This is a genomic window from Amycolatopsis sp. NPDC058278, assembly GCF_042881395.1.
In the GTDB taxonomy this organism is placed as follows: domain Bacteria; phylum Actinomycetota; class Actinomycetes; order Mycobacteriales; family Pseudonocardiaceae; genus Amycolatopsis.
The window spans coordinates 1-26,938 of sequence record NZ_JBHVXZ010000036.1 but is presented as its reverse complement, the minus strand read 5'-3'; the positions used below and the strand labels follow the sequence as shown (position 1 = coordinate 26,938).

Here is a 26,938-nt window from a genome sequence, read left to right as displayed (position 1 = left end):
CCTGAAGATCGCCGTCTTCCAGCCCAAGAGCGGCAGCAGCGAGCAGGAGTGGCACTTCGGTCGTGAGGCCGCCAACAAGCCGGCGCCAGCCGGCTTCGGCTGCGGCACATCTAGGCCGCTTCGCGCAGCTTCTTCCCGGCGTCGTGGGTGAAGGGGTCGGTGTGGCCGAAGCACGCGATCTCGACGTCGAGCGCGGCGAGCCGGCCGAAGGACTCCCGGAGCTTGTCCCGGTCGGTGTTGAAGACGCCGGGGATGGCCTTGCCGTCCAGCTGGGCGACCGAGTCGCCGGTGAACAGCACGCCGTGGTGGGGGAGGTGGAGGGCGATGCTGCCGTCGGTGTGCCCGGGCACGGCGAGCACTCGCGCGCCACCGCCGAAGGCGATCTCGTCGCCGTCCCGCAGTTCGCGGTCGACGGCGCACGGCGGGCCGGTGAGCCCGCCGGCCTGGGGGCTGTTCCGCTCGAACAACGGCCGTTCCCAGTCGAGCAGCACGGGCTCCGCGGCGGGCCGGTCGCCGCGGATCACCGGAGCGTCGGCCCGGTGTGCGAGGACGTCGACCCCGCCCCACGCGCGCAGCTCGGCGGCGGCGCCGGCGTGGTCGGCGTGGGCGTGGGTGAGGACGAGCCGGCGCAGCTCTCCGGGGGCCCGCCCAGCGGCTCGGATCGCGGCGGCGGTGTCGGCCGCTGACCCGGCGATCCCGGCGTCGACCATCGTCAGGCCGTCGTCGTCCTGCCAGAGGTAGGCCTGGCCGAACGCGTACCGGACGAGGTGCAGGCGCGGGGTGATCTCGACGAGCTCCATGGTCGCGAGGGTAGGGAGGCGCGGGGGGAGTTCGCTGCCTGATCCGCTGGCAGCGAAATCGTTACGCCCGTTGCCGGACCGCAACCGATTGGTTCCCGAAATCATTTCCGGTGTAACGGCCGGCCGAATTCGCGCGACATCCGCCACATTGGTTTGCCATGCCAAGGAGTCATTGTGCGGATGAAGCTCGGTGCGGTACTGCTCGCAGGTGTCCTGGTCACCGGGTGCGGAGTCGGCTCGGTGCCGCCGAAGCAGCAGGAGAACCTCGGTGTTCTCCCGGCCACGTCGTCGACGTATTCGACGCCCACCTATTCCACGCCGGCTCCGGTCGAAACGTCCGCTTCGGCGCCGGCGACGTCCGAAGCGCCGGTGGTCACCACGGCCCCGGCCGCGGTGAAGACGACCGCCCCGAAGACGACGGCGCCGAAACCCCCGGCGCCGAAGACGACCACGCAGGCCGCGCCGAAGCCGGCCGAATGCGGGGCGGACTACTACCGCAACTCGGACGGCAACTGCATTCACCGGCCCGGCGACAACCCCGCCGGTGCGACGGCCCTGTGCAAGGACGGCACCTACAGCTACAGCCAGCACCGCTCGGGCACCTGCTCCGGCCACGGAGGCGTCCGCACCTGGTTGTGACGAGCGCACCACCCGGGCCGGAATCCCCCAGTGCGTAGGTACAGTGCACGAAGTTGCATGATGCGTACTAAATACCCACTGGGGGTGTGGTGGTGTCCCGTTCCGCGCCGTCCGGCCGCGCGATCGTCGTGGTGCTCGCCTCGTGCGGGCTCGTCGCGTCGTTCATGCAGACGCTGGTCGTGCCGCTGATCCCGGTCTTCCCGCGGCTGCTGCACGTGCCGGCGGCCGACGCGTCCTGGGTGGTCACCGTGACGCTGCTGGCCGCGTCCGTCATCACCCCGGTCAGCGGGCGGCTCGGCGACCTCTACGGCAAGCGGCGGATGATCCTCGTCAGCCTCGGGCTGCTCATCGCCGGCTCGGTCGTCTCCGCGACGACGAGCGCGCTCGCGTTCCAGATCCTCGGCCGCGGGCTGCAGGGCTGCGCGATGGGCGTGATCCCGCTCGGCATCAGCATCATGCGCGACGAACTGCCGCCCGAACGCGTCGGCGGCGCGATCTCGCTGATGAGCGCGACGCTCGGGGTCGGCGGGGCCATCGGCCTGCCGGTCGCGGCCGTGGTCGCCGAGAACGCCGACTGGCACGCGCTCTTCTGGACCGCTGCCGGGCTCGGGCTGGCGTGCGCGCTGCTGATCATGACCGTGGTGCCCGAGTCGTCGGTGCGCACGCCCGCGCCGTTCGACTACTTCGGCGCGTTCGGCCTGGCCGCCGGGCTGCTCTGCCTGCTGCTGCCGGTGGTCAAGGGCGGCACGTGGGGCTGGGCCAGCGCACCGACGCTCGGGCTGGCCGCGGCCGCCGTCGTCATCCTGCTCGTGTGGGGCGCCTACCAGCTGCGCCGCCGCGATCCGCTGGTCGACCTGCGGGTGTCCGCCCGCCGCCCGGTGCTGTTCACGAACTTCGCGTCGATCATGGTCGGCTTCGCGTTGTACGCCATGGCGTTGTCGTTCCCGCAGCTGCTGCAGGCACCGGCGTCGACCGGCTACGGGCTGGGCCAGACGATGGTCGAGTCCGGTCTCACCCTGGCCCCGAACGGCCTGGTGATGATGCTGCTTTCGCCGGTTTCGGCGCGGCTCATCACCCGGTTCGGCCCGCGCCCGACGCTGATGAGCGGCGCGCTGGTGATCGCCGCCGGGTACGCGTTCGCGATCGTGCTGATGGACAACGCGCTCGAGCTGATCACGGCGTCGGTGATCATCGGCGCCGGCGTCGGCATCGCGTACGCGGCGATGCCCGCGCTGATCATGGGTTCGGTGCCGGTCACCGAAACGGCGTCGGCGAACGGCCTGAACTCCCTGATGCGCTCGGTCGGCACGGCGATCTCCAGCGCGGTGATGGCGGCGATGCTGGCCCAGCTGACGATCAGCGTCGGTGGGCTGGCGGTGCCGTCCCTGGCCGGCTTCCGCGCGACGTTCGCGGTGGCGGCGGGCGCCGCACTGGCGGGCGCGCTGCTGGCGGCGCTGGTCCCGAAGCGGCGGACCGCGCCGGCGCTGGTCGCCGCCTAGTTCTTGCGCGCCACCAGCGCCAGGCCGCCGCACTCCGCGGGGTCGGGCGGCATTTCCGCGGGGTCGTCCGGCCGCCACTCGGGGATGAACACGATGCCCGGGTCGACGATCTCGAAGCCGTCGACCAGGGCCCGGAGCTCGTCGGCCGAGCGCGGTGTCACCGGGTTGGCGCTCTTCTGGTACATCGCGACGGCGCGGGCCGTTCCGTCGCTCTGCTGCTCGTAGGTGGCGGACGACAGGGCGAGGTAGCTGCCGGGCGCGAGCGCGTCGCGGTAGGCGGCGATCAGCCGGGCCGGGTCGCGCTCGTCCGGGATGAAGTGCACGAACAGCGCCATCACGACCATCACCGGCTGGTCCAGGTCCAGCATCATCTCGGTGATGTCGTGTTCGAGGACGTCGTCGGGGAACTCGGCGTCGGCGTGCACCATCGCGGCGTTCTCGTTGTCCTCCAGCACGATCTCGCTGTGCGCCACGGCGACCGGCTCGTTGTCGACGTAGACGACGCGGGCGGTCGGGTCGACGGCCTGGGCCACCTCGTGCACGTGCCCCACGGTCGGCATGCCGGAGCCGATGTCGAGGAACTGCCGGATGCCCTGGTCCATCCCGAACCGGATGGCCCGGCGCAGCCACTGCCGGTTGAGCCGCGCCCGCTCACGCGCGTTCGGCTGCGCGGCCAGCACCTGCTCGGCGAACATCCGGTCGACGGCGTAGTTGAGCTGCCCGCCGAGGATGTAGTCGTACACGCGCGCGGCGTTGGGCTTGTCGAGGTCGATGCCCCGCCGCGCGTACTCGTCTTCGCTCATCCGCCGCTCCCGGAGTCAGGTGTGACGCGAGAATAGCCGGAGCCGGGGATGCCTAGTTCTTGCGGACCACCAGAGCCAGCTGGCTCGACAGCTCCGGGTGCGGCCCGACCTGGCCGGGATCGTCCGGCCGCCACTCCGGGGTGAACACGATCCCCGGCGGCACGAGCTCGAAGCCGTCCACCAGCGCGCCCAGTTCCGCCCGGGACCGCGCGACGACGTCGGTGCCGCTGTTCCGGTACATCTCCGCCGCTCGCCGGACCTCTTCGCCCTGTCCCTCGAACGTGCCCGACGACAGCGCCAGGCAACTGCCCGGGACCAGCGCGCCGAGGTAGGCGGCGATCAGCCCGGCCGGGTCCCGCGAGTCCGGGATGAAGTGGATGAACGCCGCCATGATCACCATCACCGGCTCGCCGAAGTCCAGCAGCCGCTCGGTCGTCGGGTGTTCGAGGACGGTGTCCGGGAACTCGGCGTCGGCCTGCACCATTTCCGCGTTCTCGTTGTCCTTCAGCACGATCTCGCTGTGCGCGACCGCGACCGGCTCGTTGTCCACGTAGACCACGCGGGCTTCCGGGTCGATCGCCTGGACGACTTCGTGCACGTGCCCCACGGTCGGCATGCCGGAGCCGATGTCGAGGAACTGGCGGATGCCCTGCTCGGCACCGAACCGGACGGCGCGGCGCAGCCACCGCCGGTTCAGCAGGGCCAGGTCCCTGGCCTCCGGCCGCACCTCGAGGATCCGCTCGGCGAACTCCCGGTCGATGGCGTAGTTGAGCTTGCCACCGATCAAGTAGTCGTACACGCGAGCCGCGTTGGGCTTGTCGAAGTCGATTCCGCGCTTCGCGTGCTCCTCGGTCATCGCGTGAGGATAGTCCGGTTCAGAGCAGTGGCGGCACCGCCGCATCGATGAGATGCGGGCCGGGCTCGGCGAAGGCCCGCTGCAGCTGTTCGGCGAGTTCTTCGGCGGTGGTCGCGCGGGACGCGGGCACGCCCATGCCCTCCGCGATCTTCACGAAGTCCATGTCCGGCCGGGAAAGGTCGAGCAGGTCGTTCGCCTTCGGGCCGCCCGAGGCCGCCCCGACGCGCTGGAGTTCCAGGCGGAGGATCGCGTACGCGCGGTTGTTGAGCAGCACCGTCGTGACGTTCAGGTTCTCCCGCGCCTGCGTCCACAGCGCCGAGATCGTGTACAGCGCACTGCCGTCGGACTGCAGGTTCAGCACCGGCCGGTCCGGCGCCGCGACGGCCGCCCCGGTCGCCACCGGCATGCCGTAGCCGATCGCGCCGCCGGTCAGCGTCAGGACGTCGTGCCGCGGCGCGCCGGCCGTCGCCATCGGCAGCATCAGGCCGGACGTGTTGGCCTCGTCGGCGATGATCGCGTTCTCCGGCAGCAGCGCCCCGATCACCTCGACCCAGTTCTGCGGGGTCAACGGCCCGCTCGGCAGCGACGGCCGTGACTCGGGAGCCAGCACGGGTTCGGTGTCCGCGGCGACCAGGCCGGCGACCTCGGTCAGCGCCCGCGTCACGTCCTGCCCGGCCGACGCAAGCGTGTGCACCTGGGCGCCTTCGGGCACCAGATCGCTCGCCTTGCCCGGGTAGGCGAAGAACGACACCGGCGCCTTCGTGCCCGCGACGATGACGTGCTTGATCCCGTCGAGCTGGTAGGCGACCTGCTCGGCGAGGTAGCCGAGCCGCTCGATCGACGGCAGCCCGGCGCCGCGCTCCAGGCGCGCCGGGAACGTTTCGACGAACACCTTGGCGCCCGTCGCGGCGCCGATGCGGCCGGCGGCGCGCAGGCCTTCCTCGCGGCACGCGCTGCCGCCGACGAGCAGCGCGACCGGTTCGCCGGTGCCGAACACCGCGGCGATGTCCTTGACAGTCGTGGCGTCGACGGCCTGCGGCATGCGCGGCGGAATCGGCGCGCAGGTCTCGCCGCCCTCGCCCCACGAAGCGTCCGCGGGCAGGATCAGCGTGGCGACGCGGCCGGGCGCGTCCTGCGCGGCGGCGACCGCGGCGGCGGCGTCCGCCCCGACGTCCTTGGTGTGCTCCGAGCGGCGCACCCAGCCTTCCAGCGAGCCCGCGACGGCTTCGATGTCCGACTCCAGCGGTGCGTCGTACTGCTTGTGGTAGGTCGCGTGGTCGCCGACGACGTTGACGACCGGCGTGTTCGCGCGACGCGCGTTGTGCAGGTTCGCCAGGCCGTTGCCCAGGCCGGGGCCGAGGTGCAGCAGTGTCGCGGCGGGCTTGCCGGCGATCCGCGCGTACCCGTCGGCCGCACCGGTGACGACGCCTTCGAACAGCGCGAGCACGCCCCGCATTTCGGGAACGGTGTCGAGCGCGGCGACGAAGTGCATCTCCGACGTGCCGGGGTTGGCGAAGCACACCTCGACACCGGCGTCGACCAGCGTGCTGATCAGGGACTGGGCGCCGTTCATCTCACTCATGCGGTTCCTTCGGGAAAGAGAACGCCGGGGTTGAGGATCCCGGCGGGGTCGAAGCTCTGCTTGATCCGGCGCATCAGCTCGATCTTCGCCGGGTCTTCGAGTTCGGAGTGGTAGCCGGCCTTGGTGCGGCCGAGGCCGTGCTCGCCGGAGATCGCGCCGCCGAGTTCCATGGCGTACGCGAAGATGCCGGTGAGCAGTTTCTTGCGCGCCGCGGGGTCCTTGCAGAAGATCCCGAGGTGGACGTTGCCGTCACCGGCGTGCCCGCAGCCGAGCGCGCCGCCGCCGGCGGCCATCGCCAGCTCGCGTGCCTTCGTGATGAACTGCGGCATAGCGGTCCGCGGCACCACGACGTCGATCACGTCGTCGGCGCCGACGGCCTTCGCGGTCCAGAAAGCCTTCTCGCGGGCCTCGATGAGCTTGCGCGCGGCACCGCCGTCGAGGACGTAGACATCGGCCGCGCCGAGTTCGCCGAGCAGCTCGCCGACGGTCTCGACGTCCTCCTCGAGGCGTCCGGTTTCGCGGTTCTCCAGCGCCACCACGAGGTACGCCTCGCACGTCTCGCGGATCTTGTCCGGGACGCCGAGCTCGAGCTTCTCGTTGTAGACGATGGCGGCCATCGTCATGTTGTCGATGTACTCGAGGATGTGCGGCGCGAGCCCGCTGGAGAGGACCGCCGGCACCGCGGCCATCACCTGGTCGAAGTCGCCGAAGGGGGCGAGCACCGTGGCGCCGTGGGCCAGCCGCGGGTACAGCTTCACGGTGACTTCGGTGGCCAGCGCGAGGGTGCCCTCGGAGCCGATGATCAGCTGCGTGAGGTCGTAGCCGGTGGAGATCTTCGACGTCTTGCCGCCGGTGCGGATGATCTCGCCGGTCGGCAGCACGGCCTGCAGGCCGAGCACGTTGTTGCGGGTGACGCCGTACTTGACGGCCCGCATCCCGCCGGCGTTGGTCCCGACGTTCCCGCCGACGCTGGCGCTCAGCTCACCGGGGTAGACGGTGTAGCTCAGCCCGGCTTCGGCGGTCTTGGCGTCGAGCTCGGCGAGGGTCACCCCGGGCTGGACGACGGCGACGTGGTTGCCGGTGTCGACTTCGAGGACCGCGTTCATCCGTTCGAACGAGATCAGCAGGCCGTCTTCCTGCGGCCGGGCCGCCCCGGAAAGCCCGCTGCCGGATCCGCGGGCCGTCACGGGGACGTTGTGCTCCGAAGCGGCTTTCAGCAGCTCCGCGACTTCTTCGGCCGTTGCCGGCTTCGCGACGTACGCAGGCTTCTGCGGCTCCGCCGTCAGTGCCTCGTCGTGCGCGTAGTCCTCCGAGATCGCCTCGCCCGTGAGCAGGTTCTTGTCCCCGACGATCTCGGCCAGCCGTGTTGCCACGTCGCCCATCGGCAGTGTCTCCTCCGCGCCGTCGCTGTGGTTACCGCAGCGTAGTACGTACCGGCGGTACGCCGCCATGAAGGATTTTCACGTTTCGGCGCGGAGGAGGCCTGGTAGTCAGTTCGCCGTGGTCAGGGCGTCTTGGAGCAGTGTCAGCGCCTGCCGGGCGACGACGTTGAACAGGCCCATGGTCGTGTCCGGCCGGGCGAACAGAACCAACAGGATGGATCCCTGCACGGGAAAGACGCAGACGTGCCCGAGAGAGCCCTGGAACATCGCTCCCCGTGCCTCGCCCAGGCCGGCCTGGCCGATGAACCTCGTGGCGAGCCCGACGGCGGCGGCCGCCATGGCCGCCACGCTGTCGTCTTCGATTTCCTGCGTGTCGCTGGCCAGCAGCAGGCCGTCGCGGCTTGCCAGCAGGAGCCCGGTGATGTTGGCCCGGTCGACCTTGTCGCGGATCTCCTGGAGTGCCTTGGCCACGGCCGCGGCCTCGGGGTGGGACGGCTGGACCTTCTGCGGTGGCGGGAAACTCTGGGCCGCGCCTTGCCTGCGCGTCGGCAGGGGGATCGGGGGGCCGGGTACCTCGGCCGGCATCTCCGTCACACGACCAGCTCGGCTTCGATGTTCTTCAGGTAGTGCCGCGCCAGCGCGAGGTTGGCCCGTTCCCGGTCCAGGACGAGGTAGAGGAACAGCGCGGAGTCGACCTTGGCCGGCCTCAGCAGGCGGATCAGGTGGTACTGATGGCCCAGCGTGATGAGGATGTCCTCGATCTCGTCGTTGAGCCGGAGGGCGGAGATCACCCGCAGCTTGGACCGGACGACTTCGGTGTTGCCCGCGGCCGCGGTGTCCAGGTCCAGCCAGTCGCCGCCGCCCAATGTCCCGAGCGCCATCCCGCTTTCGTAGTCGACCAGGGCGGCTCCCACCGCGCCCGAGATGGAAAGGGCTTCCTTCAACGCCGTTTCGATGTTCATGTGGCTCGTCTTCTCCTAGTCCCGACGCCTCGACGTGCCGACCCCAGTGGTCAGGTTCGATCACCCTAAAGTTGCTCGATCCGTCCGCATATCCCCGAACGGCCTAATCGAGCTGCTCTGTTCGCGCTATCAGGTCACACAGAGTAGAAACCGTGGATTTAGCTCAGACTAAATCTCTAGCGGGTGACGATGACGGCGGCGAAGCTTCCGGCATGACCTCGACGTACACCTTCGAAGACGGCCTTTCCGTGCACCGGCTGGGTTTCGGCGCCATGCGGCTCACCGAATGGGACCACGTGAAAGCCGGCGCCACGGCGGTCGCGCGTCGCGCCGCGGAGCTCGGCGTGACCTTCTTCGACACCGCCGACGCCTACGACCTGGGCCTGAACGAAGAACTGCTCGCCGACGCGCTTCACCCGTATCCGGGGCTGTTCATCGCGACGAAGTGCGGGCACGCCCGCCCGAGCCGGGGCGAGTGGGTTCCGCTCGGCCGGCCGGAATACCTCCGCCAGCAGGCGGAACTTTCGCTGCGGCGCCTGCGCGTCGACCGCCTCGACCTGCTGCAGCTGCACCGGCTCGACCCGCAGGTGCCGCTCGCCGACCAGATCGGCGCGCTCGCCCGGCTGCGGGAGGAGGGCAAGATCGCCCGGATCGGGTTGTCCGAGGTCAGCGTCGCGCAGCTGACCGAGGCACGAGCCATCGCCCCGATCGCGAGCGTCCAGAACCGCTACAACCTGACCGATCGCGCGTCCGAAGACGTGCTCCGCTATTGCGAGCGCGAAGGCATCGCGTTCGTCCCCTGGCTCCCGATCGCGCGCGGTGACCACGCCACGGCGGGTGGTCTGCTCGCCAAGGTCGCGGCCGGCGTCGGCGCGACACCCGCGCAGGTCTCCCTCGCCTGGCTGCTGCACCGTTCGCCGGTCGTGATCCCGATCCCGGGGACGTCGTCGATCCCGCACCTGGAAGAAAACTGCGCGGCCGCTGACGTGACGCTCTCCGACGAGGATTTCGAGCAGCTGACCGCGCTCGGCTGAACCCGGCCCGGCCGTGGTTTCCCCGCGGCCGGGCTCGAGGTTCCGGCGTCAGGCGCGGGCGAACGAGAGCGTCTCGCCCTCGACACCCCGCAGCCACAGGTCCTGTGCGGCCGCCGCCATCTCGGCCAGGCCCTCTTCGATCGTGGCGAACACGTTGCCGGGCACCCAGCCCGCGTCGCCGTTGATCAGCAGGTTGTTGCGGCCGTAGAAGATCGCCAGGTCGGTTGCGCCCTGGTCGCTGTGCGCCTCGCTGTCTTCGTCGTAGCCGTACGCCGGGTTGCCGATTTCCCAAGCCTCGAAACCGAAATAGACGACGTCGCCGGGGATCGGCGTGATCGTCGGGTTCTCCCGGCCGGGCTTGGGTTCCGCGAACGGCGGCACGAGCGTGTAGACCTCGTTGCGCGCGTACTTCGCGTGGTAGGCGGAACCGCTCTGCGGCAACGCGTCCCAGACCGCTTTGCAGGTCCGCGGTGCTTCGTCGTCCAGCAGCCGGGCGCGGCAGGAGACACCGCGCTTGTCGAGGGTGATCGTGATGTACCGGGCCACGCTCAGCTCCCCGTGACCGAGGCGACGACGTCGCCCCAGATCCGCAGCGCGTCGTCGACCTGCTCGGCGGTGACGACCAGCGGCGGCACCATGCGGACGACGTTCATGTACGGCCCGCAGGTGAGCAGCAGCAGCCCGTTCTTCGCCGCCGCCTGCTGGGCGGCCTGCGCGGTGGCCGTGTCGGGCTCGCCGCCGTCGGTGCTGAACTCCGAGCCGACCAGCAGCCCGAGCCCGCGCACCTCGCCGATCGACGGCGTCTTGTCCGCGATCACCCGCGCGCCCTCGAGGAGCTGGCGGCCGCGCTCGGCGGCGTTTTCGACCAGGTTCTCCTGCTGGATGACTTCGAGCGTCGCGATCGCGGCGGCGCACGAAACGGCGTTGCCGCCGTACGTCCCGCCCTGCGATCCCGGCAAAGCCTTCGCCATCAGCTCCTGGGAAGCGGCGATGCCGGACAGCGGGAAGCCGCTCGCCAGGCCCTTCGCGATGAGGACGATGTCGGGGGAGACGTCGAAGTGGTCGTGGCCCCAGAACTTCCCGGTGCGGCCGAAGCCGGTCTGGATCTCGTCGACGACGAGCAGGATGCCGTGCCGGTCGGCGCGCTCGCGCAGGCCCGCCAGGAACTCGGTGTTCGCCGGGACGTACCCGCCCTCGCCCAGCACGGGTTCGACAAAGAACGCGGCGGTTTCGTTCGGCGCGCAGACGGTCTGGAAGAGGTAGTCGAGCTCGCGCAGGGCGAACTTCGTCGCCGTCTGCTCGTCCCAGCCGTAGTGGTAGGCGTACGGGAACGGCGCGACGTGCACGCCGGCCATCAGCGGGCCGATGCCGGCGCTGAACCGCGTCCCGGACGTCGTCATGGTCGCGGCGGCGACCGTCCGGCCGTGGAAGCCACCCTGGAAGACGATGACGTTCGGGCGTTTCGTCGCCTGTCGCGAAAGCCGCAACGCCGCTTCGACGGCTTCACTGCCCGAGTTCGCGTAGAAGAGCGAGTCGAGCCCGCTCGGCAGGACCGCGCCGAGGCGCTCGGTCAGCTCGAGGAGCGGCTTGTGCATGACCGTCGTGTACTGGCCGTGGACGAGCTTGCCGATCTGCTCCTGTGCGGCCCGCACGACGTGGGGGTGGCAGTGGCCGGTGCTCGTGACGCCGATGCCGGCGGTGAAGTCGAGGTGGCGTTTGCCCTCGACGTCGTAGAGGTAAACCCCTTCACCGTGGTCGACCACGACGGGCGTTGCCTGCTTGAGCAGCGGAGAGAGCTGGGCCACAGCGTGCTCCTCGGTCGGTTCGAGCGGGTTGTCGATTGTTGACAATATCCATAGCATGGCCCTCGGGACAACACGTGAGGAGCAAGTCGGGATGAGCGCGAGCACCGAGTCCGGCGTCGTCGAGGCGGTCGGCAAGGAACTGTTCATCGGCGGCAAGTGGGTCGCCGCCCAGGACGGCAAGACCTTTCCCGTGGTCGACCCGGCCACCGGCAAACAGCTGTGCCACGTCGCCGACGCCTCGCCGTCGGACGGTGTCGCGGCGCTGGACGCCGCCGTCGCGGCGCAGGCCGATTTCGCGAAGATGGCCCCCCGCGAGCGCGGCGAGATCCTGCGCCGCGCCTACGAGCTGCTGATGCAGCGCCAGGAGGAACTGGCGCTGCTGATGACCCTGGAAATGGGCAAGCCGCTCGCCGAGTCGAAGGGCGAGATCGCCTACGCCGCCGAGTTCTTCCGCTGGTTCGCCGAAGAGGCCGTCCGCATCGACGGCGGCTACGCGACCGCCCCGAACGGCGCGGGCCGGTTCCTCATCACGAAGCAGCCGGTCGGGCCGACGCTGCTCATCACGCCGTGGAACTTCCCGATGGCGATGGGCACGCGCAAGATCGGCCCGGCGATCGCCGCGGGCTGCACCTCGGTGATCAAGCCCGCCGCCCAGACACCGCTGTCGATGCTCGCGCTGGCCGGCATCCTCGCCGAAGCGGGGCTGCCCGAAGGCGTGCTCAACGTCGTCACGACGAGCGACTCCGGTGGCGTGATGGAGCCGCTGATCCGCGACGGCCGCGCCCGCAAGCTCTCCTTCACCGGTTCGACCGGCGTCGGCCGCAAGCTGCTCGAACAGTGCGCCGACAAGATCCTGCGGACGTCGATGGAGCTGGGTGGCAACGCGCCGTTCCTTGTCTTCGACGACGCGGACATGGAGGCGGCCATCGACGGCGCGATGCAGGCGAAGATGCGCAACATCGGCGAGGCCTGCACCGCGGCGAACCGGTTCTACGTGCACCGCGGCGTCGTCGAGGAGTTCGCGCGGCGGCTGACCGAGCGCATGCGGGCCCTGCCGATGGGCCGCGGCACCGAGAAGGACGTCGTGGTCGGCCCGCTGATCGACGACAAGGCCGTCGACAAGGTGACCGAGCTGGTCAAGGACGCCACCGACCGCGGCGCGAAGGTGCTCACCGGCGGCTCGGCCGTCGACGGGCCGGGCCACTTCTACCAGGCCACGGTGCTCACCGACGTCCCGCAGGATGCGCGGCTGACGCACGAGGAGATCTTCGGTCCGGTCGCCCCGATCACGCCGTTCGACACCGAAGAAGAGGCCGTGGCGAAGGCGAACGACACCGAGTTCGGGCTCGTTTCCTACCTCTTCACCAGCGACCTCAAGCGCGCGCTGCGGGTTTCGGAAGCGCTGGAGGCCGGCATGATCGGGCTCAACCAGGGCATCGTGTCGAACCCGGCGGCGCCGTTCGGCGGGATCAAGCAGTCCGGGCTGGGTCGCGAAGGCGGCTCGGTCGGCATCGACGAGTTCCTGGAGACCAAGTACATCGCGGTCGCCCTGTGAGTGCGTACCGCTTGGCGAGCATCCCGGGCGACGGGATCGGCGTGGACGTCACGGTCGAGGCCCGCAAGGTCCTCGACCGGGCTTCCGCGCGGTTCGGCTTTTCGCTGGAGTGGACCGAGTTCGACTGGAGCTGCGAGCGGTACGCGCGGCTCGGGTCGATGATGCCGGACGACGGCGTTTCGCAGCTGTCGGCGTTCGACGGGATCCTGCTCGGCGCGGTCGGCTTCCCCGGCGTGCCGGACCACGTTTCCCTGTGGGGCCTGCTGATCCCGCTGCGGCGGGCGTTCCAGCAGTACGTCAACCTGCGCCCGGTGCGGCTGCTGCCGGGCACGACGTCCGTGCTGACCGGGCGGAAGGCCGAGGAGCTGGAGCTGGTCATCGTCCGGGAGAACTCCGAAGGGGAGTACTCGGCGATCGGCGGGCGGCACAACGCCGGCCGGCCGGACGAATTCGTGCTGCAGGAGTCGGTTTTCACGCGTGTCGGCGTCACGCGGATCATCCGGTACGCGTTCGAACTGGCGCGGACGCGGTCTTCCCGCGTGTGCTCGGCGACGAAGTCCAACGGGCTCATCCACTCGATGCCCTTCTGGGACGAGATCTTCGCCGAGGTGGCCGCCGGGTATCCCGATGTCCACAGTGAACAGATGCACGTGGATGCCTTGGCGGCGCGGATGGTCCAGGCGCCGGACCGGCTCGACGTCGTGGTGGCGTCGAACCTCTTCGGCGACATCCTCAGCGACCTCGCGGCCGCGATCACCGGCGGGCTCGGCATGGCACCGTCCGGCAACATCAACCCATCGGGTGAATTCCCGTCGATGTTCGAGGCGGTCCACGGGAGCGCTCCGGACATCGCGGGGCAGGGGATCGCCAACCCCGTGGCGCAGATCCTGGCGGCCGCGATGCTGGTCGAACACCTGGGTGAAACCGTTGCGGCGCAAGCGATCCGCACCGCGGTGGACCGGGTGCTCGACGAGGGCCGCGTGCGCACGCCCGACCTCGGCGGCACGGATACCACAGAACGGCTCGGCACGGCGGTGGCCGAAGCGCTGGGCTGAGTTTTTGTCGGTGCCCTCCGGCACGGTGGTTCCCGAGCCCACCGAGGGGGAGGAGACACCGATGTGCTTCGAGTGCGAGAACCGGGACAGACCCGGTTACCTGGAACGGCTTCGCGGCGGCGTGGCCGAGCGGGGCTGGCTGGTGCAGGGAGTGGAGGGAACCGGGCCGTACCCGCCGTGGGCCTACACGATCGGCCTGAGCGGGTACGGCTTGCCGGAGCTGGTGGTGACCGGCCTCCCGGCCCTCGCGGCCGGCGGCTTGCTGAACTCCCTGGCCGCCCACGTCCTGCGCGGCTCACCACCCACGGCGGGCGAACGCATCCCGCTGCCCGACGGCCCGCTGGTCGAGGTCGTCGAGCTCACGGAGCCGTCGGTGCACCTGGTCTTCGCGGCGGCGCTGTACGGCCCGGAAATCCGTGCGCTGCAACTGGTCCACGCGGACGCCCAGGGCCGCTTCCCTGGTCCCCCGACTACCGCGACGGCCGAGCGGGCCAGCCGGTCCTGGGACCCCGCCATGCCCACTGACCCGCCCCGCCCCACCCGCACCTTCCGTCCCCAATCACGCGAGTTCCGTCCCCAATCACGCGAGGTCGGGTTCCGGTCACGCGTGTCGTCCACTCCGGTACGCGAGTCGACCTCCCAATCACGCGTGTCGACCGTCCAATCACGCGTGTCGTCCCTGCGATCACGGCACCGGCGGGGCTTGCCCGTCCGTCAAGCTCGTGCCCGGCGCGAGCCGCTGGACCGCGTCCTCCATATGGGCCTCGAGGAGCGTCAGCGCCGTCTCCTCGTCGCCGTCCCGAAGCGCCTGGATCAGCTTCGTGTGCTCCTCCACGCGCTCCTCGACCCGCTGGTATGTGCTCTGCAACGCCGTCAGGCACATCCGCGTCTCGATCAGCAGCGTCCGGGCCATCCGCACGAGCCGCTTGCTGCCGGAGGCGTTGATGAGGGCCTCGTGGAACTTCAGGTCCGCCGTGGAGAGCGCGCTGGGGTCGTCCTCGCTCGCCGCGGTCGCCATCTCGGTGACGGTCTGCTCGAGCAGGTCCGCGATCCGGTCGCGGTCGCCGCCGCGCAGGGCGCGCAGCATGGCGGCTCGCTCGATCGCCGAACGGGCGGCGTAGATGTCGTAGACGTCGCCCGGCTCGAGGTCGATCACGAACAGCCCGCGGTGCCGTTCGCTGCGCAGCAGCCCTTCGGACACCAGGTGCTGCATGGCTTCCCGGAGCGGCCCCCGTGACACCTGGAACCGCGCGGCCAGCTCGCTCTCGCCGAGCTGGGTCCCGGGCGGGAGGGCGCCCGTCATGATCGCGTCACGCAGCTGGCGCGCGATGACGGCGGCCGTCGACTCGCGGCTCACCGGTTCGATCTCGGGCAGCATGCCCGGTGGCAGGGCCATGTCAGGCGCTCCCGCGCGGTTGGTGCCGGAAGAGCGCGCCGAGCGAGCGGACGAGCCGGTGCCGGCCGGTCAGGCGCAGGCCCTCCCAGACCGTGACCTGGTTGGCGGTCAGCACGGGCTTGCCCAGCGCGGCTTCCACCGCGTTGATCTCGCCGAGGGTGCGCATGGCGGTGTCCGGCACGAGCACCGCTTCGGCGTCCGGGTGGTCGTGGCTCACGGCGAGCTCGACGACGGCCTCCGGGCTCATCGCGCCGACCTCGGCCGCCGTGACGATGTCCGCGCTGGCCATCGAGACGACCTCGATGCCGCCGGCCTTCAGGAAGTCCACGAACAGCCGGGCGATGTCGTCCGGGTAGCTGGCGGCGACGGCGACCCGCTTGACGTCCAGGGCGCGCGCGGCGTGCACGAACGCGAAGGAGGTGCTGGAGGCCGGGACACCGGCGACGGCGGCGAGGCGGTCGGCCTGGTCGCGGGCGCCCTCCCAGCCGTAGACGAAGCTGCCGCTGGTGCACGCCCAGATGACCGCGTCGGGTTCGTGCTTGGCGAGGAGGGCGGCGCCGTCGGCGAGGCGGGCCTCGCTGCCGAGGTCGAGCAGCTCGGCCACCGCGTGCTTGTCGGTGCCGTAGATGTGCTCGACCGCCAGCCGGATGTCGCCCTCGTCGACGGCCATGCCGCCGAGCAGCTGCTCGGCCAGCGGGTAGTCGTCTTCGGCCGCGTGGTCGGGGTAGATGAAACCGATGGTGGTCACGGAACCTCCGGAGGGGACGCAAATTGTCGACAATCCTAGAGGGAAGGTCAAGGAAAACCTTCACGACACGTCACGGAGCCACCTCCCGGGTCCGACGATGGGGAGGTGCATCCGGCGCAGGCACGCCCACATCGTCAGCTGGTTGGCGGTGAGTACCGGCTTGCCGAGCGCGGCTTCCAGCGGTTCGATCAGGTCGTAGGTGGGGAGGTTGGTGCAGCTGACGAAGATCGCTTCGGCGTCGCCGTGGTCGGCGGCGAGGATGCGCTCGGCGATGGTCCGGTAGCTGACCTTCCAGATGCCGCCGCCCAGGCCGAGGTGGTCGCTGGCGACGGTCGTGACGTCCAGTTCGGCGAGGAAGCCGTGCAGGGCGGCGGTCAGGTCGGCGTCGTAGGGCGTGAGCACCGAGACGCGGTGGAGGTCGAGCTGGTGTAGCACTTCGGCGAGCGCGCCCGAGGTGGTGACGGCGTCCGGCGCGCCGGCGTCGCAGATCGCCTTGGTCAGCGAGCGCTCGTAGTCGACGCCGTTGACGAAGCTGCCCGACGTGCAGAGGTAGGCGACGACCTCGGGCTCGACGTGCAGCACGTCGCGGGTCGCGCCGGCCAGGTGGTGGCTGTCGCTGACCAGGCGGGCCATCTCCATGCTGACCGGCACGGGCTCGTACGGCGTGCGGGCGAGGTGGAGGGACACCTCCATCGGCACCCAGCGCCAGAGCTCGCGCTCCAGCGCGAGGTCGAAGGGGGCGATGACGCCGATGCCGCGTTGCGCCAGCGGGCCGTCGAACGCCAGGAAGTCGAAATCCAAGGCTCAGCCTCCGGAATACGTCTGTGTGTGACACGTCCGGTGCTCCGGGGGTCGTTCCTCGGATTGTTGACAATCATACGAGTGACTTTTACCGTGTCAACGTGATCGCCTCGGAACACCGGGAAGCTCCCGTCCTGGCCGTGCTCTGCGGCGAGTCCCGCCCACCGGACATGCGTGCTGTCGAATCCGGGGCGGTCGTGCGTTACACGGACGCGGCGGGCCTTGCCGAAGCGTTGTCCGGGGCGGACGCCCTCTTCGTCTACGACTTCCTCTCCACGGCCGTGCCCGGCGCGTGGCACGCGGCCGACCGGCTGCGCTGGCTGCACATCGCCAGCGCGGGGGTCGACCCCGTGCTGTTCCCGGGGCTGCGGGAGAGCGACGTGGTCCTGACGAACTCGCGGGGCGTCTTCGACGACGCCATCGCGGAGTACGTGCTGGGCGTCGTACTCGCCTTCGCGAAGGACTTCGCGCGCTCGCGCGACCTGCAGCGCGAGGGCCGCTGGCTGCACCGCGAAAGCGAGCGGATCGCCGGGCGCGAGGTGGTGGTCGTCGGCACCGGGCCGATCGGCCGGGCCATCGCGCGGCTGCTGCGCGCGGCCGGGATGCGGGTGAGCGGCGCCGGGCGCCGGGCGCGTACCGGCGACCCCGACTTCGGCGTCGTGCACGAGTCCGCGCGGCTCACCGAAATCCTGCCGCACGCCGATTACGTCGTCGCGGTCGCGCCGCTGACCGAGCACACCAAGGGCATGTTCGACGCGCGGGCGTTTGCCGCGATGAAGCCGTCGGCGCGGTTCGTCAACGTCGGCCGGGGCGAGCTGGTCGTCACCTCCGACCTGGTCGCGGCACTCGAAAGCAAGGCCATCGCCGGGGCCGCGCTCGACGTCTTCGACACCGAGCCGCTGCCGGCCGAAAGCCCGCTGTGGACCCTGCCGGACGTGCTGATCTCGCCGCATATGTCCGGGGACTTCGTCGGCTGGCGGACCACGCTGGTCGAGGTGTTCACCGAAAACTTCCGCCGCTGGCGCGCTGGGGAGCCGCTGCGCAATGTCGTCGACAAGACGCTCGGGTACGTGCCGTCGGGGAACCAGGGAGCCGGATGAACGACAGGATGCTGACCGCCAGCGAGCTCGTCGCCGCCTACGCGACCGGTGAGCTTTCGCCGGTCGAGGCGACGCAGAACGCCCTGCAGGCCATCGAAGCCCGGGACGGCGAGTGCAACGCCTTCTGCCTCGTCGACGCCGATCGCGCGCTGGAGCAGGCGAAGGCGTCCGAGGTCCGCTGGCGGGACGGTAACCCGATCGGGTGGCTCGACGGCGTGCCGTCGTCGATCAAGGACATGTTCCTCACCCAGGGCTGGCCGACCGTCCGGGGCTCGAAGAGCATCGACCCGGACCAGCCGTGGGACGTCGACAGCCCGGTCGCCGCGCGGATGCGCGAGGCCGGCCTGGTGCTGCTGGGCAAGACGACCACGCCCGAGATCGGCTGGAAGGGCGTCACCGACAGCCCGCTGTGCGGCATCACGCGCAACCCGGCCGACCCGTCGAAGACGGCGGGCGGGTCGAGCGGCGGCAGCGCCGCGGCCGTCGCGGCGGGGATGGGCGAGCTGTCGGTCGGCACGGACGGCGGTGGCTCGGTGCGGATCCCGGCGTCGTTCTGCGGCATCGTCGGGCTGAAGCCCACCCACGGCCGGATCCCGCTCTACCCGGCGAGCCCGTTCGGCCCGCTCTCGCACGCCGGGCCGATGGCGCGGTCGGTGGACGACACCGCGCTGCTGCTGGACGTGCTGTCCCTGCCCGACCACCGCGACCCGGCCGCGCTGGCGCCGCCGGCGGGGTCGTTCCGCGAGGCCGTCCGGCGGGACGTGCGCGGGCTGATCGCCGCGTTTTCGCCGACGCTCGGCTACGTCGACGTCGACCCCGAGGTGGCCGGGATCGTCGCCGGCGCGGTCCGCGCGCTGGGCGACGCCGGCTTGCACATCGAAGAGACCGACCCCGGGTTCGCCGACCCGAAGCCGGCGTTCGACGTCCTGTGGTCCTCGGGGGCGGCGAAGCTGCTGGACTCGTTCCCGCCCGGGTCCGGGGAGCGGACCGACCCCGGTCTGCGCCGGGTCTGGGAACTCGGCGAGAAGTGGACGGCGAGCGACTACCTCGACGCGACCGCCGAGCGCGCCGCGCTGGGCATCCGGATGGGCGAGTTCCACACCCGCTACGACGTGCTGATCACGCCGACCCTGCCGATCGCGGCGTTCGAGGCCGGGCACGACGTGCCGCCGGGCAGCGGGCTGAGCGAGTGGCCGGAGTGGACGCCGTTCACGTACCCGTTCAACATGACCCAGCAGCCGGCGATCAGCGTGCCGGCCGGGCGCACGTCGGCGGGGCTGCCGGTCGGCCTGCAGATCGTCGGGCCGCGGCACTCGGACGACCTCGTGCTGGCCGTGGCGAAGCTGCTGGAGGAAGTGCGGCCCTGGGCGCCCGCTTGACCACACGTGAGGGTGAAACCCGGACCGGAGTGCGGGAAGCTGTGCCACTGTCGGCCGGGTGAACGCTCCAGGCTGGCGGTACGAACGTGTCATCCCGACCGTCGACGTCACCGGGGAGCCGATGCGGGTGGTCGTCGGCCTGATCGAGCAGGGCGACCGGCTGTCCGCCGCGCTGCGGGTGGACGACGGCAGGGCGGCGCTGGTCCCGCTGGAGACCGGCGGTGAACTGCTGAAGGCCCTGCGCGAGACGCTGGAGAGCTGGTGGCGCCTCGACGGCCACCGCGACCTGACGTCCGGACCGCGCGTAGGCCGGTAGCGGGGGCGCGGCCCGGTGCCCCCGCGTGGGGCGGTAGCCGGGCGCGGCCCGGTGCCCCAGCGTGGGCCGGCCGGAGCTAGCCCGGCGCGTCCGAGCCGGCCGGCGCCCGGCGGACCAGCCCCCGCACCTGCGAGCTGCACAGCACGAGCGCCGTCGCGACGACGACCAGGGCCGCGCCCCCGGCGAGCGTCGCCGACCGGCCGGCGTGTTCGGCCAGCGGGCCCGCGGTGAGCTGGCCGATCGGCATCGCGACGAACGACCCGAGCATGTCGTAGGAGTAGACGCGGGCGAGCTTGTCCGGCGGGATGTTCTCCTGCAGCGACACGTCCCACGCGACGGAGAACTGTTCGAGGGCGACGCCCGAGAGGAACATCGCGGCCAGCAGCGGCAGCAGGTACGGCGTCCGGCCGAGGGCCAGCATCGGCAGCGCCCCGGCCATGACCACCGCGACGCCGGTGAAGAGCATCCGTCGCGGCTGCCAGTGGGCGGCGAGGACGCCGCCGACCAGCGATCCCGCGGTCTGCCCGGCCAGCGCGAGCCCCCAGCCGGTGCGGCCGAAGGTGTCGTCGGCGACGAGCGGGCCGAGCACCAGCAGCGCACCGGCGGTCACCGCGTTGACGATCATGAACTGCAGCACCACCAGCCACACCCACGCCCGCGCGCGGAACTCCCGCCAGCCTTCGGCGAGCTCGGCGAGCGGACGGCTGCCGGGCAGGCGTTCCCCGCGCGGCAGCCGGATCCGCCGGTACGCGAGCGCGGCGGCGAGGAAGAGCAGGGAGTTCGCGGCGAGGGCCCACCCGGAGCCGGCGAAGGCGACGAGCACGCCGGCCAGCCCGGCCCCGGCGATGCGGCCGGTGTTCGAAAGCAGCCGGACCAGGGCGTTCGCCTGGGTGAGCAGCGAACCGGGCACGGTCGACGGCGTGAGGGAAGCGGCCGCGGGCAGCGAGATGGCCGAGACGGCGCCGTTGACGAACCCGAGCCCGGCCAGCAGCGGGATCGAAGCGAATCCACAAAGGACACTCGCGGCCACGACGGCCTGGGTGAGGGCGGCGGCGGTTTCGGTGCCCTGCAGGATGACGGACCGGGGGAGCCGATCGGCCAGCATCCCGCCGAACAGCAGCAGAAGCACGTTCGCGAGCGAACGAGCCCCGACGACGATCCCGAGATCGACGGCGGACCCGGTGAGATCGACCACGGCGAAGGCGAGCGCGAAGGGTGCGACCGCGTTCCCGAACTGGGCCAGGCTCCGGCCGGCGACGAGGGCGCGGAACGGAGCTGCCCGCAGCGGGGCGAGGAGTGACGCGGTCACGGGAGCGGCTCCGGCCGGGGAGGACGCGGCAGTCGCGCGGCGGCCGGCCGGCGGAAGGGCGCGTCAGGCCGGTGCGGGTCGCTCATCGGCGATCGGCGATGAGCGGTCACCGGGAGGCACATGGCTCCAGCCAATCACCGCTGTCAACGGCTTAAAGCACGTACGTCGTGCCGTCCGGCGGCAGCGAGGCACCTGCCGCCAGCACGGCGGCGTGCTCGGCCGACGCCGGGTCCAGCACCGGGTTCGTGTTGTTGACGTGCGTGAACGCCCACCGCCGCCCGTCGATCAGGGGCAGGCTCGCCGTGATCGGCAGGTGGCCCATCGCGAGCTGGTCCGGCCCGCCGACGCCGGCCATCTCGTCCGGCGCGTAGAACGTCCCGTCCAGCAGGACGAGAGAAGCGTCCGCGACGAACTCGTCAAACCCGGCAGGCCGGCTCCGCAGGCACGGCGCGTACACCAGCACCCCGCCGGTCGCCGGGTCCGAAATCCGGTAGGCGACCACCCAGGGGCCCTCAACTGGAGCAGTGGCGTACTTCGGCCGCTTGTCGCTCACCGGCAGCACCTCGATCCGCAACCCGGGAATGTCCACAACGGACGACCACGTCCAGCCGCCGTAGCCGTCCAGAACGGCCCGGAACGGCGACAGCGCGGACAGCGCCGCCGGTGGCGCCCACACCGGGAGCCCGCCCGATTCGCGCAGCATCAGCAGGCCCAGCGCGTGGTCGAGTTCGGCGTCCGTCAGCAGCACCCCGCGCAGCGGGATCTCACGTGGCCCCGGCCCGGCCCGCAGCTCCGGCGTCCCGAGGATCTGCGCCCGGATGTCCGGCGAGCAGTTCAGCAGGTACCAGCCGGTGCCGTCCGCGCTGATCGCGACGCAGTCCTGCGTGCGCGGCACCAGCCCGGACGTGCAGAGGCGGCAGGCGCAGTTCCATTGTGGACACCCGCCGCCCGCCGCGGTGCCGAGCAGGATCACCTTCACCGGCGCATGACCAAATCAGCCACCGGAGGACGGCTCAGGATCAGATCGACCGAGGAACGCCGCGGCGAGCGCGAGCACACCGGGTCCGTGGCCGCGGCGTCGCCGGTGAGCAGGAACGCCTGGCAGCGGCAGCCGCCGAAGTCGATTTCGCGACGGTCGCACGTGCGGCAGGGCTCGGTCATCCACTCCTCGCCGCGGTAGGCGTTGAACGACGACGAGTGGTACCAGATCTCGGCCAGCGGCGTGTCCCGCACGGACGAAAGCAAAAGCGTCGTGATCGCCGACGCCGCCGGGCACGGCAGCACCGTGCCGTCCGGGGCCACGGTCAGCTGCCGCGCACCCCAGCCGTACATGCACGGCTTCGGGTACGGCTCGTGGTAGTCGGCGACGACGTAGACGATCTCCATCGTGCCCCGCAAGCGCGCGACCGCCGCACGCACCACCGGCTCCGCGGCGGCGAGCTGCGCGGCCGTCGGCATCAGCGCGTCCCGGTTGCGCAGCGCCCAGCCGTAGTACTGCGTGTTCGCCAGCTCCAGCCGGTCCGCGCCCATCCGCTCGGCCAGCTCGATGATCCCGGCCAGCTGGTCGTGATTCTGCCGGTGCAGCACCACGTTCAGCGACAGCGGCAGCCCGGACGCCTTCACCAGCGCGGCCGCGGCGAGCTTCCGGTCGTGCGCTTTCGCCCCGGCCAGCAGGTCGGCCCGCTCCCGGGTCGCGCCCTGCGCCGACAGCTGGACGTGTGCCAGCCCGCGCTCCACGAGGTCGTCGAGCCGCGACGACGTCAGGCCGAGCCCGGAAGTGACCAGGTTGACGTAGCAGCCGAGCCCGCTCGCGTGCGCGACCAGTGCCGGCAGGTCCGGCCGGAGCAACGGCTCGCCGCCGGACATGTGCACCTGCAGGACGCCGAGTTCGCGGGCCTGGGACAGCACCGACAGCCAGTCCGTTGTGGACAGTTCGGCGTTCCGGGTGGTCAGTTCCACCGGGTTCGAGCAATAAGGACAGTGCAGCGGGCAGCGGTGGGTCAGCTCGGCCAGCAGGCCCAGCGGCGGGCTCACGTCCATGCGACGACCCGCCGTTCGCCCAGCCGGGCCATCACGGACAGGACGTCCTGCGCGACCACGCCGGAGTAGCGCTCGGAAAGCGCCGCCGTGATCTCGGTGACGGACCGGGCGCCGTCGCAGAGCTCGAGCACCGCGGCCGCGGTGGCGTTCGGCACCAGGACACCCTCGGGGAACAGCAGCACGTGCGTCTCCCTCACGTGGTCGAAGGACAGCCGGACGCCGCGGCGCAGCTGCGGAACCGACTCGGCGGTGATCACGCGGCCGTCCGTTCGATCGCGTCGAGCATCGACCACAGCACGTCGCACTTGAACGACAGCGCGGCGATCGCGCGGTCCTGTTGTTCGCGCGTGACGCAGTGGCGGACCACGATGTCGAGGGTGTCCTTGCCTTCGCCGGAAACCTTGTCGATCCGGTTGGTGAAGTAGTCGAGGTCTTCGCGCGCGATCCACGAATAGTTCGCGAGCATGTCCGCCACCCGCTGCCGCATCAGGTGCCCGGCGAACATCTCGGTCAGTCCCGACGCGACGGCCTCCCACCACGGTTTCGTCCGCGCGAAGGTCACGTAGGCGTCCACGGCGAACCGGACGCCGGGAGCGACGTGCCGTTCATCGAGAACCTCGTCGCGGTCCAGGCCGACCGCCGTGCAGAGCCGCAGCCAGCGTTCGATCCCGCCGGTACCGGCGCTCACGCCGTCGTGGTAGACGATCCGGTCGAGCCACTGGCGGCGGATCTCGGGCAGCGGGCAGTTGCTGATGATCGCCGCGTCCTTCTGCGGCAGCACGCACTGGTAGTACCAGCGGTTCGCCGCCCAGATCCGCAGCGCGCGCTCGTCGAGCTCGCCCGCGTGCAGCCGGCGGTGGAACGGGTGCGTTCCCCAGTACCGGCCGGAAAGACCGCGCAGCGCGTCGATGAACGCGCTTTCCGGGAGTGGCTCGACCGGCATCCGTCAGTCCGCCATGCGGGCCGCGTAGGCGGTGACCTCCATCGGGGTTTCGTACTCGACGAAGTCCGGGGTCGTCCACTCCTCGGTCATGTCCTGCTCCTCTTTCCGGGGGCTGATCGCCGCCACCTTAGGAGCGCGCGGAGGGTACTGACCAGAATTTTCGCCCCGCTTTCGGAAAGATTCCTTCCGATGGGGGAGCCGACGTGTCGGTGAGCGGGCTACCTTACCGCAGCTTCGAGTTCCACCAAGGCCGTGTCGAGGTGTGTCAGGATCCGCTGCAGGTGCGGGACGCTGCGGCGGCAGCCCGTGATACCGAAGTCGAGGTGATCGCCGTTGCTGGTCAGCGTGATGTTCACGGCCTGGCCGTCGAGCAGCACCGACGCCGGGTAGATGCCGTCGAGCTGGGCGCCGTTCCAGTACATCTGCTTGCGCGGGCCGGGCACGTTCGAGATCACCAGGTTGAACGGCGGCCGCGTGTTCTTGACGACGCCCGGGATCGGCGAGACGCCGAGCTGCGCGACGTTCACCGCCGAGAGCAGCAACGTCTGCAGCGGCGTCAGTTCCGAGAACAGCCGCTTGCCGTTGCGCATCGACTGGTGGATCGTGACGAGCCGCTTGCCCGCGTCCGGCAGGTCGGTGGCGAGGTTGCACAGCAGCGCGCCGATGTTGTTGCCCGCCGCCTCACCCGGATCGTTCTGGCGCCGCAGCGACACCGGCACCATCGCGATGAGCGGCGCGTCCGGCAGCGCGCGCTGTTCGATGAGGTAGTCCCGCAGCGCGCCCGAGCACATCGCGAGCACGACGTCGTTGCGCGAGACCCCGGCCGCGGTCGCCACCTGGCGGACGCGGTCCAGCGGCCACTTCTGCGCCGCGAACCGCCGCGCGCCGCCGATCGGCACGTTGAGCATGGTCTTCGGCGCCTGGCCCGGCAGCGTCAGGGTGTGTTCGCCGAACGCCTCCCGCGCCACCTTCATCGCGGCGGGAGCCAGGCTCGCGAGCTGGTTGGCCGTCTTGCTCGCGGTCTGCAGGAACGACCGCGGGCGCTTCGCGCGTTCTTCGCCCGGCTTGCGCCGGCTGCCCCACCACGGCGGGCAATCCATGTCCGCCGGGTCGTCCGAGAGCGAGCCCTGCAGCTGGCGCAGCGCCGAAACGCCGTCCATCAGCGCGTGGTGGACCTTGGTGTAGACGGCGAACCGGCCGTCGTCGAGCCCTTCGATGAGGTGGGTCTCCCAGAGCGGCCGGTGCCGGTCGAGCAGGGTGCTGTGCCAGCGGCTGGTCAGCTCCAGCAGCTCGCGGACCCGGCCCGGCTGCGGCAGCGCCGAGTGCCGGAAGTGGTAGTCGAGCTCGAGCTCGGTGTCGTTCGCCCAGGCGACGTGCCCCATCGTGTTGACCGGCCGGGCCGGGCGGCGCCGGAACACCGAGCGCATGTTGTCCGACTCGAGCAGCGAACGCCGGACGTCGCGGAGGTAGTCGTCGCCGGCGCCCTCGGGTTTCTTGAACAGCTGCAGACCGCCCACGTGCATCGGATGCTCGCGCGTTTCGACGAGGAGGAACATCGAATCGGTCACGGGCATCATCGCCATGGGACATCACCTTCTCAAGCTCGGCACGCCGACTCTACGCGCTCGGTGGCCGCCGGTGGATCACGTTCTACTCTGGCGAGTATGACCGCCCGCGGCGCCGGGGAAACGTCCTTGCCACCGATGGCCGACTGCGTCGTGATCGGCGGCGGGGTGATCGGCCTCAGCTGCGCGTTCCGGCTCGCCGAAGCCGGAGTGCACGTGCTGCTCCTCGAGCGCGGCGAGCTGGGCGGCGGCTCGACGGCGAAGGCCGCGGGCGGCATCCGGTCGTCGTTCACCAGTCGCGTCAACGTCGAACTCGGCCTGCGCGGGCTGGCCGCGTACAGCGCTTTCTCGCGGGACTTCGGCACCGAGATCGACTTCCGCCGCGACGGTTACCTCTACCTCGTCACCGACCCGGCCGACGTGCCCGCGTTCGAACGCTGCGCCGAGCTCCAGCGCGAGTACGGCGTCCGCAGCCACCTGCTCGACCCCGGCGAGGCGAGGAAGGTGCTCCCGCTGGTGGAGACCGACGGCCTCGTGGCCGCGCTCTGGTCGCCGGACGACGCCAAGGCGACGCCGGACGCGGTCGTCCAGGGGTACGCGAGAGCGGCCCGCGCGCACGGCGCGAACCTGCGGACCGGCGTCGAGGTCACCGGGATCGAGCGCGACGGCGACGCGCTGACCGGCGTCGTCACGACCGCGGGGTTCGTCCGGACCGGCGCGGTGGTGTGCGCGGCCGGCGCGTGGTCGGGCCGGATCGGCGAGCTGGCCGGGCTGGACCTGCCGGTGCGCCCGTTCCGGCGGCAGGTCGTGTTCACGGGGCCGGTGCCCGGGCTGCCGGAATCGGTTCCGCTCACCATCGAGATGCCGTCGGCCTTCTACTTCCACCGCGAGGGCCCCGGCCTGGCGATGTCGTTCTCGGAGGACGACGGCGTCCCCGGCTTCGACACCCAGTACGAGGCGGGCGAGTGGCTGCCGCGGCTGGCCGAGCTGGCGGGCCGCCGGATCCCGGCCGTGCTCGACGCCGGCGTCCGGACAGCCTGGGCCGGGCTGTACGAAACGACGCCGGACCGCAACCAGATCATCGGGGAAAGCGTCCTGCTGTCGCGGTTCTTCTACGCGACCGGCTTCTCCGGACACGGCTTCCAGATGGGCCCGGCCGCCGGCGAGCTGATCCGGGACCTCTACCTGCGGCGACGGCCGGCGGTGGACATCGCCGAGCTCGACGTCCGGCGGTTCGAAACCGTCGATACCGCACCGGTGGAACACAACATCGTCTAGACGAGTAATGCGTAAGTCTGGGTGGTGACCGGAGACGGGCGAAGGGTGTCCAAGATCAGTTTGTGACGACCGACCTGAACACCCTTCTCAC

28 protein-coding genes and 1 pseudogene are annotated in these 26,938 nt (G+C 71.0%); 10 read left to right on the top strand and 19 right to left on the bottom strand.

The annotated features are described in order from the left end of the window. Nucleotides 1-110: 110 nt before the first annotated feature. The gene (locus ACFVYA_RS20295; protein WP_387046902.1) at nt 111-800 is read right to left on the bottom strand and encodes an MBL fold metallo-hydrolase; all 690 of its coding nucleotides are present in this window, start codon (nt 798-800) and stop codon (nt 111-113) included. Nucleotides 801-980: 180 nt separating this feature from the next. On the opposite strand from ACFVYA_RS20295, the gene ACFVYA_RS20290 reads away from it, so the two are divergent. Together ACFVYA_RS20290 and ACFVYA_RS20285 are read left to right on the top strand one after the other, a co-directional pair. Further along, nucleotides 981-1,439 carry a DUF3761 domain-containing protein gene (locus ACFVYA_RS20290; protein ID WP_387046900.1) on the top strand — a complete coding sequence of 153 codons (459 nt, stop codon included), beginning with the start codon at nt 981-983 and terminating at the stop codon, nt 1,437-1,439. A gap of 86 nt (nt 1,440-1,525) precedes the next feature. Beyond that, complete coding sequence (locus ACFVYA_RS20285; RefSeq protein ID WP_387046898.1) at nt 1,526-2,938, top strand: MFS transporter; 1,413 nt, start codon at nt 1,526-1,528, stop codon at nt 2,936-2,938. Here ACFVYA_RS20285 and ACFVYA_RS20280 read toward each other — a convergent pair. From ACFVYA_RS20280 to ACFVYA_RS20255, 6 genes are all read right to left on the bottom strand, one after another. Continuing rightward, nucleotides 2,935-3,741 (bottom strand): SAM-dependent methyltransferase, encoded by an 807-nt coding sequence (locus ACFVYA_RS20280; protein ID WP_387046896.1) that lies wholly within the window; start codon nt 3,739-3,741, stop codon nt 2,935-2,937. The two genes, ACFVYA_RS20285 and ACFVYA_RS20280, sit on opposite strands and share 4 nt — an antisense overlap. A 52-nt stretch (nt 3,742-3,793) precedes the next feature. Next, the gene (locus ACFVYA_RS20275; RefSeq protein WP_285986000.1) at nt 3,794-4,597 is read right to left on the bottom strand and encodes an SAM-dependent methyltransferase; all 804 of its coding nucleotides are present in this window, start codon (nt 4,595-4,597) and stop codon (nt 3,794-3,796) included. 19 nt (nt 4,598-4,616) lie between these two features. Next, entirely contained in the window at nt 4,617-6,170 is a 1,554-nt protein-coding gene (locus tag ACFVYA_RS20270) for an acetolactate synthase large subunit (protein ID WP_387046984.1), read from the bottom strand. 5 nt (nt 6,171-6,175) lie between these two features. Beyond that, a complete protein-coding gene (locus tag ACFVYA_RS20265; protein WP_387046895.1) occupies nt 6,176-7,561 on the bottom strand; it encodes an FAD-binding oxidoreductase in 1,386 nt (461 codons plus the stop codon). A 108-nt stretch (nt 7,562-7,669) separates the two neighbouring features. Beyond that, on the bottom strand, nt 7,670-8,146 hold the full coding sequence (locus tag ACFVYA_RS20260) for a roadblock/LC7 domain-containing protein (RefSeq protein WP_387046982.1): 477 nt from the start codon (nt 8,144-8,146) through the stop codon (nt 7,670-7,672). Between the two features lie 5 nt (nt 8,147-8,151). After that, nucleotides 8,152-8,523 carry a hypothetical protein gene (locus ACFVYA_RS20255; protein WP_387046894.1) on the bottom strand — a complete coding sequence of 124 codons (372 nt, stop codon included), beginning with the start codon at nt 8,521-8,523 and terminating at the stop codon, nt 8,152-8,154. Nucleotides 8,524-8,735: 212 nt separating this feature from the next. Here ACFVYA_RS20255 and ACFVYA_RS20250 point away from each other — a divergent pair, with 212 nt between their 5' ends. Further along, complete coding sequence (locus ACFVYA_RS20250; protein WP_387046892.1) at nt 8,736-9,557, top strand: aldo/keto reductase; 822 nt, start codon at nt 8,736-8,738, stop codon at nt 9,555-9,557. A gap of 48 nt (nt 9,558-9,605) precedes the next feature. Here the strand turns inward: ACFVYA_RS20250 and ACFVYA_RS20245 are convergent, their stop codons facing one another. Both ACFVYA_RS20245 and ACFVYA_RS20240 read right to left on the bottom strand, forming a co-directional pair. After that, nucleotides 9,606-10,103, bottom strand: a complete 498-nt coding sequence (locus ACFVYA_RS20245) for a DUF3830 family protein (RefSeq protein ID WP_013229621.1) — start codon at nt 10,101-10,103, stop codon at nt 9,606-9,608. A gap of 2 nt (nt 10,104-10,105) precedes the next feature. Further along, nucleotides 10,106-11,362 carry an aspartate aminotransferase family protein gene (locus ACFVYA_RS20240; protein ID WP_387046890.1) on the bottom strand — a complete coding sequence of 419 codons (1,257 nt, stop codon included), beginning with the start codon at nt 11,360-11,362 and terminating at the stop codon, nt 10,106-10,108. A gap of 91 nt (nt 11,363-11,453) precedes the next feature. Between ACFVYA_RS20240 and ACFVYA_RS20235 the strand changes: the two genes are divergently transcribed. From ACFVYA_RS20235 to ACFVYA_RS20225, 3 genes and pseudogenes are all read left to right on the top strand, one after another. Beyond that, entirely contained in the window at nt 11,454-12,917 is a 1,464-nt protein-coding gene (locus ACFVYA_RS20235) for an NAD-dependent succinate-semialdehyde dehydrogenase (protein ID WP_387046888.1), read from the top strand. Further along, nucleotides 12,914-13,972, top strand: a complete 1,059-nt coding sequence (locus ACFVYA_RS20230) for a tartrate dehydrogenase (protein ID WP_387046886.1) — start codon at nt 12,914-12,916, stop codon at nt 13,970-13,972. Before ACFVYA_RS20235 ends, ACFVYA_RS20230 begins: the two co-directional genes overlap by 4 nt. A gap of 61 nt (nt 13,973-14,033) precedes the next feature. After that, a pseudogene (locus ACFVYA_RS20225) lies at nt 14,034-14,497 on the top strand (DUF4262 domain-containing protein). A 160-nt stretch (nt 14,498-14,657) separates the two neighbouring features. Here ACFVYA_RS20225 and ACFVYA_RS20220 read toward each other — a convergent pair. From ACFVYA_RS20220 to ACFVYA_RS20210, 3 genes are read right to left on the bottom strand one after another with little or no spacing between them, the layout of a single operon-like run. Then, entirely contained in the window at nt 14,658-15,368 is a 711-nt protein-coding gene (locus ACFVYA_RS20220; protein WP_285985992.1) for a GntR family transcriptional regulator, read from the bottom strand. 1 nt (nt 15,369) lies between these two features. Then, on the bottom strand, nt 15,370-16,116 hold the full coding sequence (locus tag ACFVYA_RS20215) for a maleate cis-trans isomerase (protein WP_387046884.1): 747 nt from the start codon (nt 16,114-16,116) through the stop codon (nt 15,370-15,372). Nucleotides 16,117-16,176: 60 nt separating this feature from the next. Then, on the bottom strand, nt 16,177-16,917 hold the full coding sequence (locus ACFVYA_RS20210; RefSeq protein WP_387046882.1) for an Asp/Glu/hydantoin racemase: 741 nt from the start codon (nt 16,915-16,917) through the stop codon (nt 16,177-16,179). Between the two features lie 101 nt (nt 16,918-17,018). Between ACFVYA_RS20210 and ACFVYA_RS20205 the strand changes: the two genes are divergently transcribed. The 3 genes from ACFVYA_RS20205 to ACFVYA_RS20195 are packed head-to-tail and all read left to right on the top strand — an operon-like array spanning nt 17,019 to nt 19,712. Then, nucleotides 17,019-18,017 (top strand): D-2-hydroxyacid dehydrogenase, encoded by a 999-nt coding sequence (locus ACFVYA_RS20205; protein ID WP_387046880.1) that lies wholly within the window; start codon nt 17,019-17,021, stop codon nt 18,015-18,017. Beyond that, a complete protein-coding gene (locus tag ACFVYA_RS20200; RefSeq protein WP_387046878.1) occupies nt 18,014-19,396 on the top strand; it encodes an amidase in 1,383 nt (460 codons plus the stop codon). The genes ACFVYA_RS20205 and ACFVYA_RS20200 overlap by 4 nt, the downstream gene beginning before the upstream one ends. Nucleotides 19,397-19,454: 58 nt before the next feature. After that, the gene (locus tag ACFVYA_RS20195) at nt 19,455-19,712 is read left to right on the top strand and encodes a hypothetical protein (RefSeq protein ID WP_387046876.1); all 258 of its coding nucleotides are present in this window, start codon (nt 19,455-19,457) and stop codon (nt 19,710-19,712) included. A 76-nt stretch (nt 19,713-19,788) separates the two neighbouring features. Here ACFVYA_RS20195 and ACFVYA_RS20190 read toward each other — a convergent pair whose 3' ends face one another. From ACFVYA_RS20190 to ACFVYA_RS20160, 7 genes are all read right to left on the bottom strand, one after another. Further along, complete coding sequence (locus tag ACFVYA_RS20190; RefSeq protein ID WP_387046874.1) at nt 19,789-21,021, bottom strand: MFS transporter; 1,233 nt, start codon at nt 21,019-21,021, stop codon at nt 19,789-19,791. A 151-nt stretch (nt 21,022-21,172) separates the two neighbouring features. Then, a complete protein-coding gene (gene pqqB, locus ACFVYA_RS20185; RefSeq protein WP_387046872.1) occupies nt 21,173-22,000 on the bottom strand; it encodes a pyrroloquinoline quinone biosynthesis protein PqqB in 828 nt (275 codons plus the stop codon). Continuing rightward, entirely contained in the window at nt 21,997-23,061 is a 1,065-nt protein-coding gene (gene pqqE, locus ACFVYA_RS20180) for a pyrroloquinoline quinone biosynthesis protein PqqE (protein ID WP_387046870.1), read from the bottom strand. The genes pqqB and pqqE overlap by 4 nt, the downstream gene beginning before the upstream one ends. Continuing rightward, nucleotides 23,052-23,318: a pyrroloquinoline quinone biosynthesis peptide chaperone PqqD gene (pqqD, locus tag ACFVYA_RS20175; protein WP_387046868.1), complete on the bottom strand. Its 267-nt coding sequence runs from the start codon at nt 23,316-23,318 to the stop codon at nt 23,052-23,054. The genes pqqE and pqqD overlap by 10 nt, the downstream gene beginning before the upstream one ends. Further along, on the bottom strand, nt 23,315-24,004 hold the full coding sequence (pqqC, locus tag ACFVYA_RS20170) for a pyrroloquinoline-quinone synthase PqqC (protein WP_387046866.1): 690 nt from the start codon (nt 24,002-24,004) through the stop codon (nt 23,315-23,317). Before pqqC ends, pqqD begins: the two co-directional genes overlap by 4 nt. A gap of 3 nt (nt 24,005-24,007) precedes the next feature. Next, entirely contained in the window at nt 24,008-24,094 is an 87-nt protein-coding gene (gene pqqA / locus ACFVYA_RS20165; RefSeq protein ID WP_043776987.1) for a pyrroloquinoline quinone precursor peptide PqqA, read from the bottom strand. 128 nt (nt 24,095-24,222) lie between these two features. After that, nucleotides 24,223-25,587 (bottom strand): wax ester/triacylglycerol synthase family O-acyltransferase, encoded by a 1,365-nt coding sequence (locus tag ACFVYA_RS20160; protein ID WP_285985981.1) that lies wholly within the window; start codon nt 25,585-25,587, stop codon nt 24,223-24,225. 81 nt (nt 25,588-25,668) lie between these two features. Here ACFVYA_RS20160 and ACFVYA_RS20155 point away from each other — a divergent pair, with 81 nt between their 5' ends. Next, entirely contained in the window at nt 25,669-26,847 is a 1,179-nt protein-coding gene (locus tag ACFVYA_RS20155; protein WP_387046864.1) for an NAD(P)/FAD-dependent oxidoreductase, read from the top strand. The last annotated feature ends 91 nt before the right edge of the window (nt 26,848-26,938 follow it).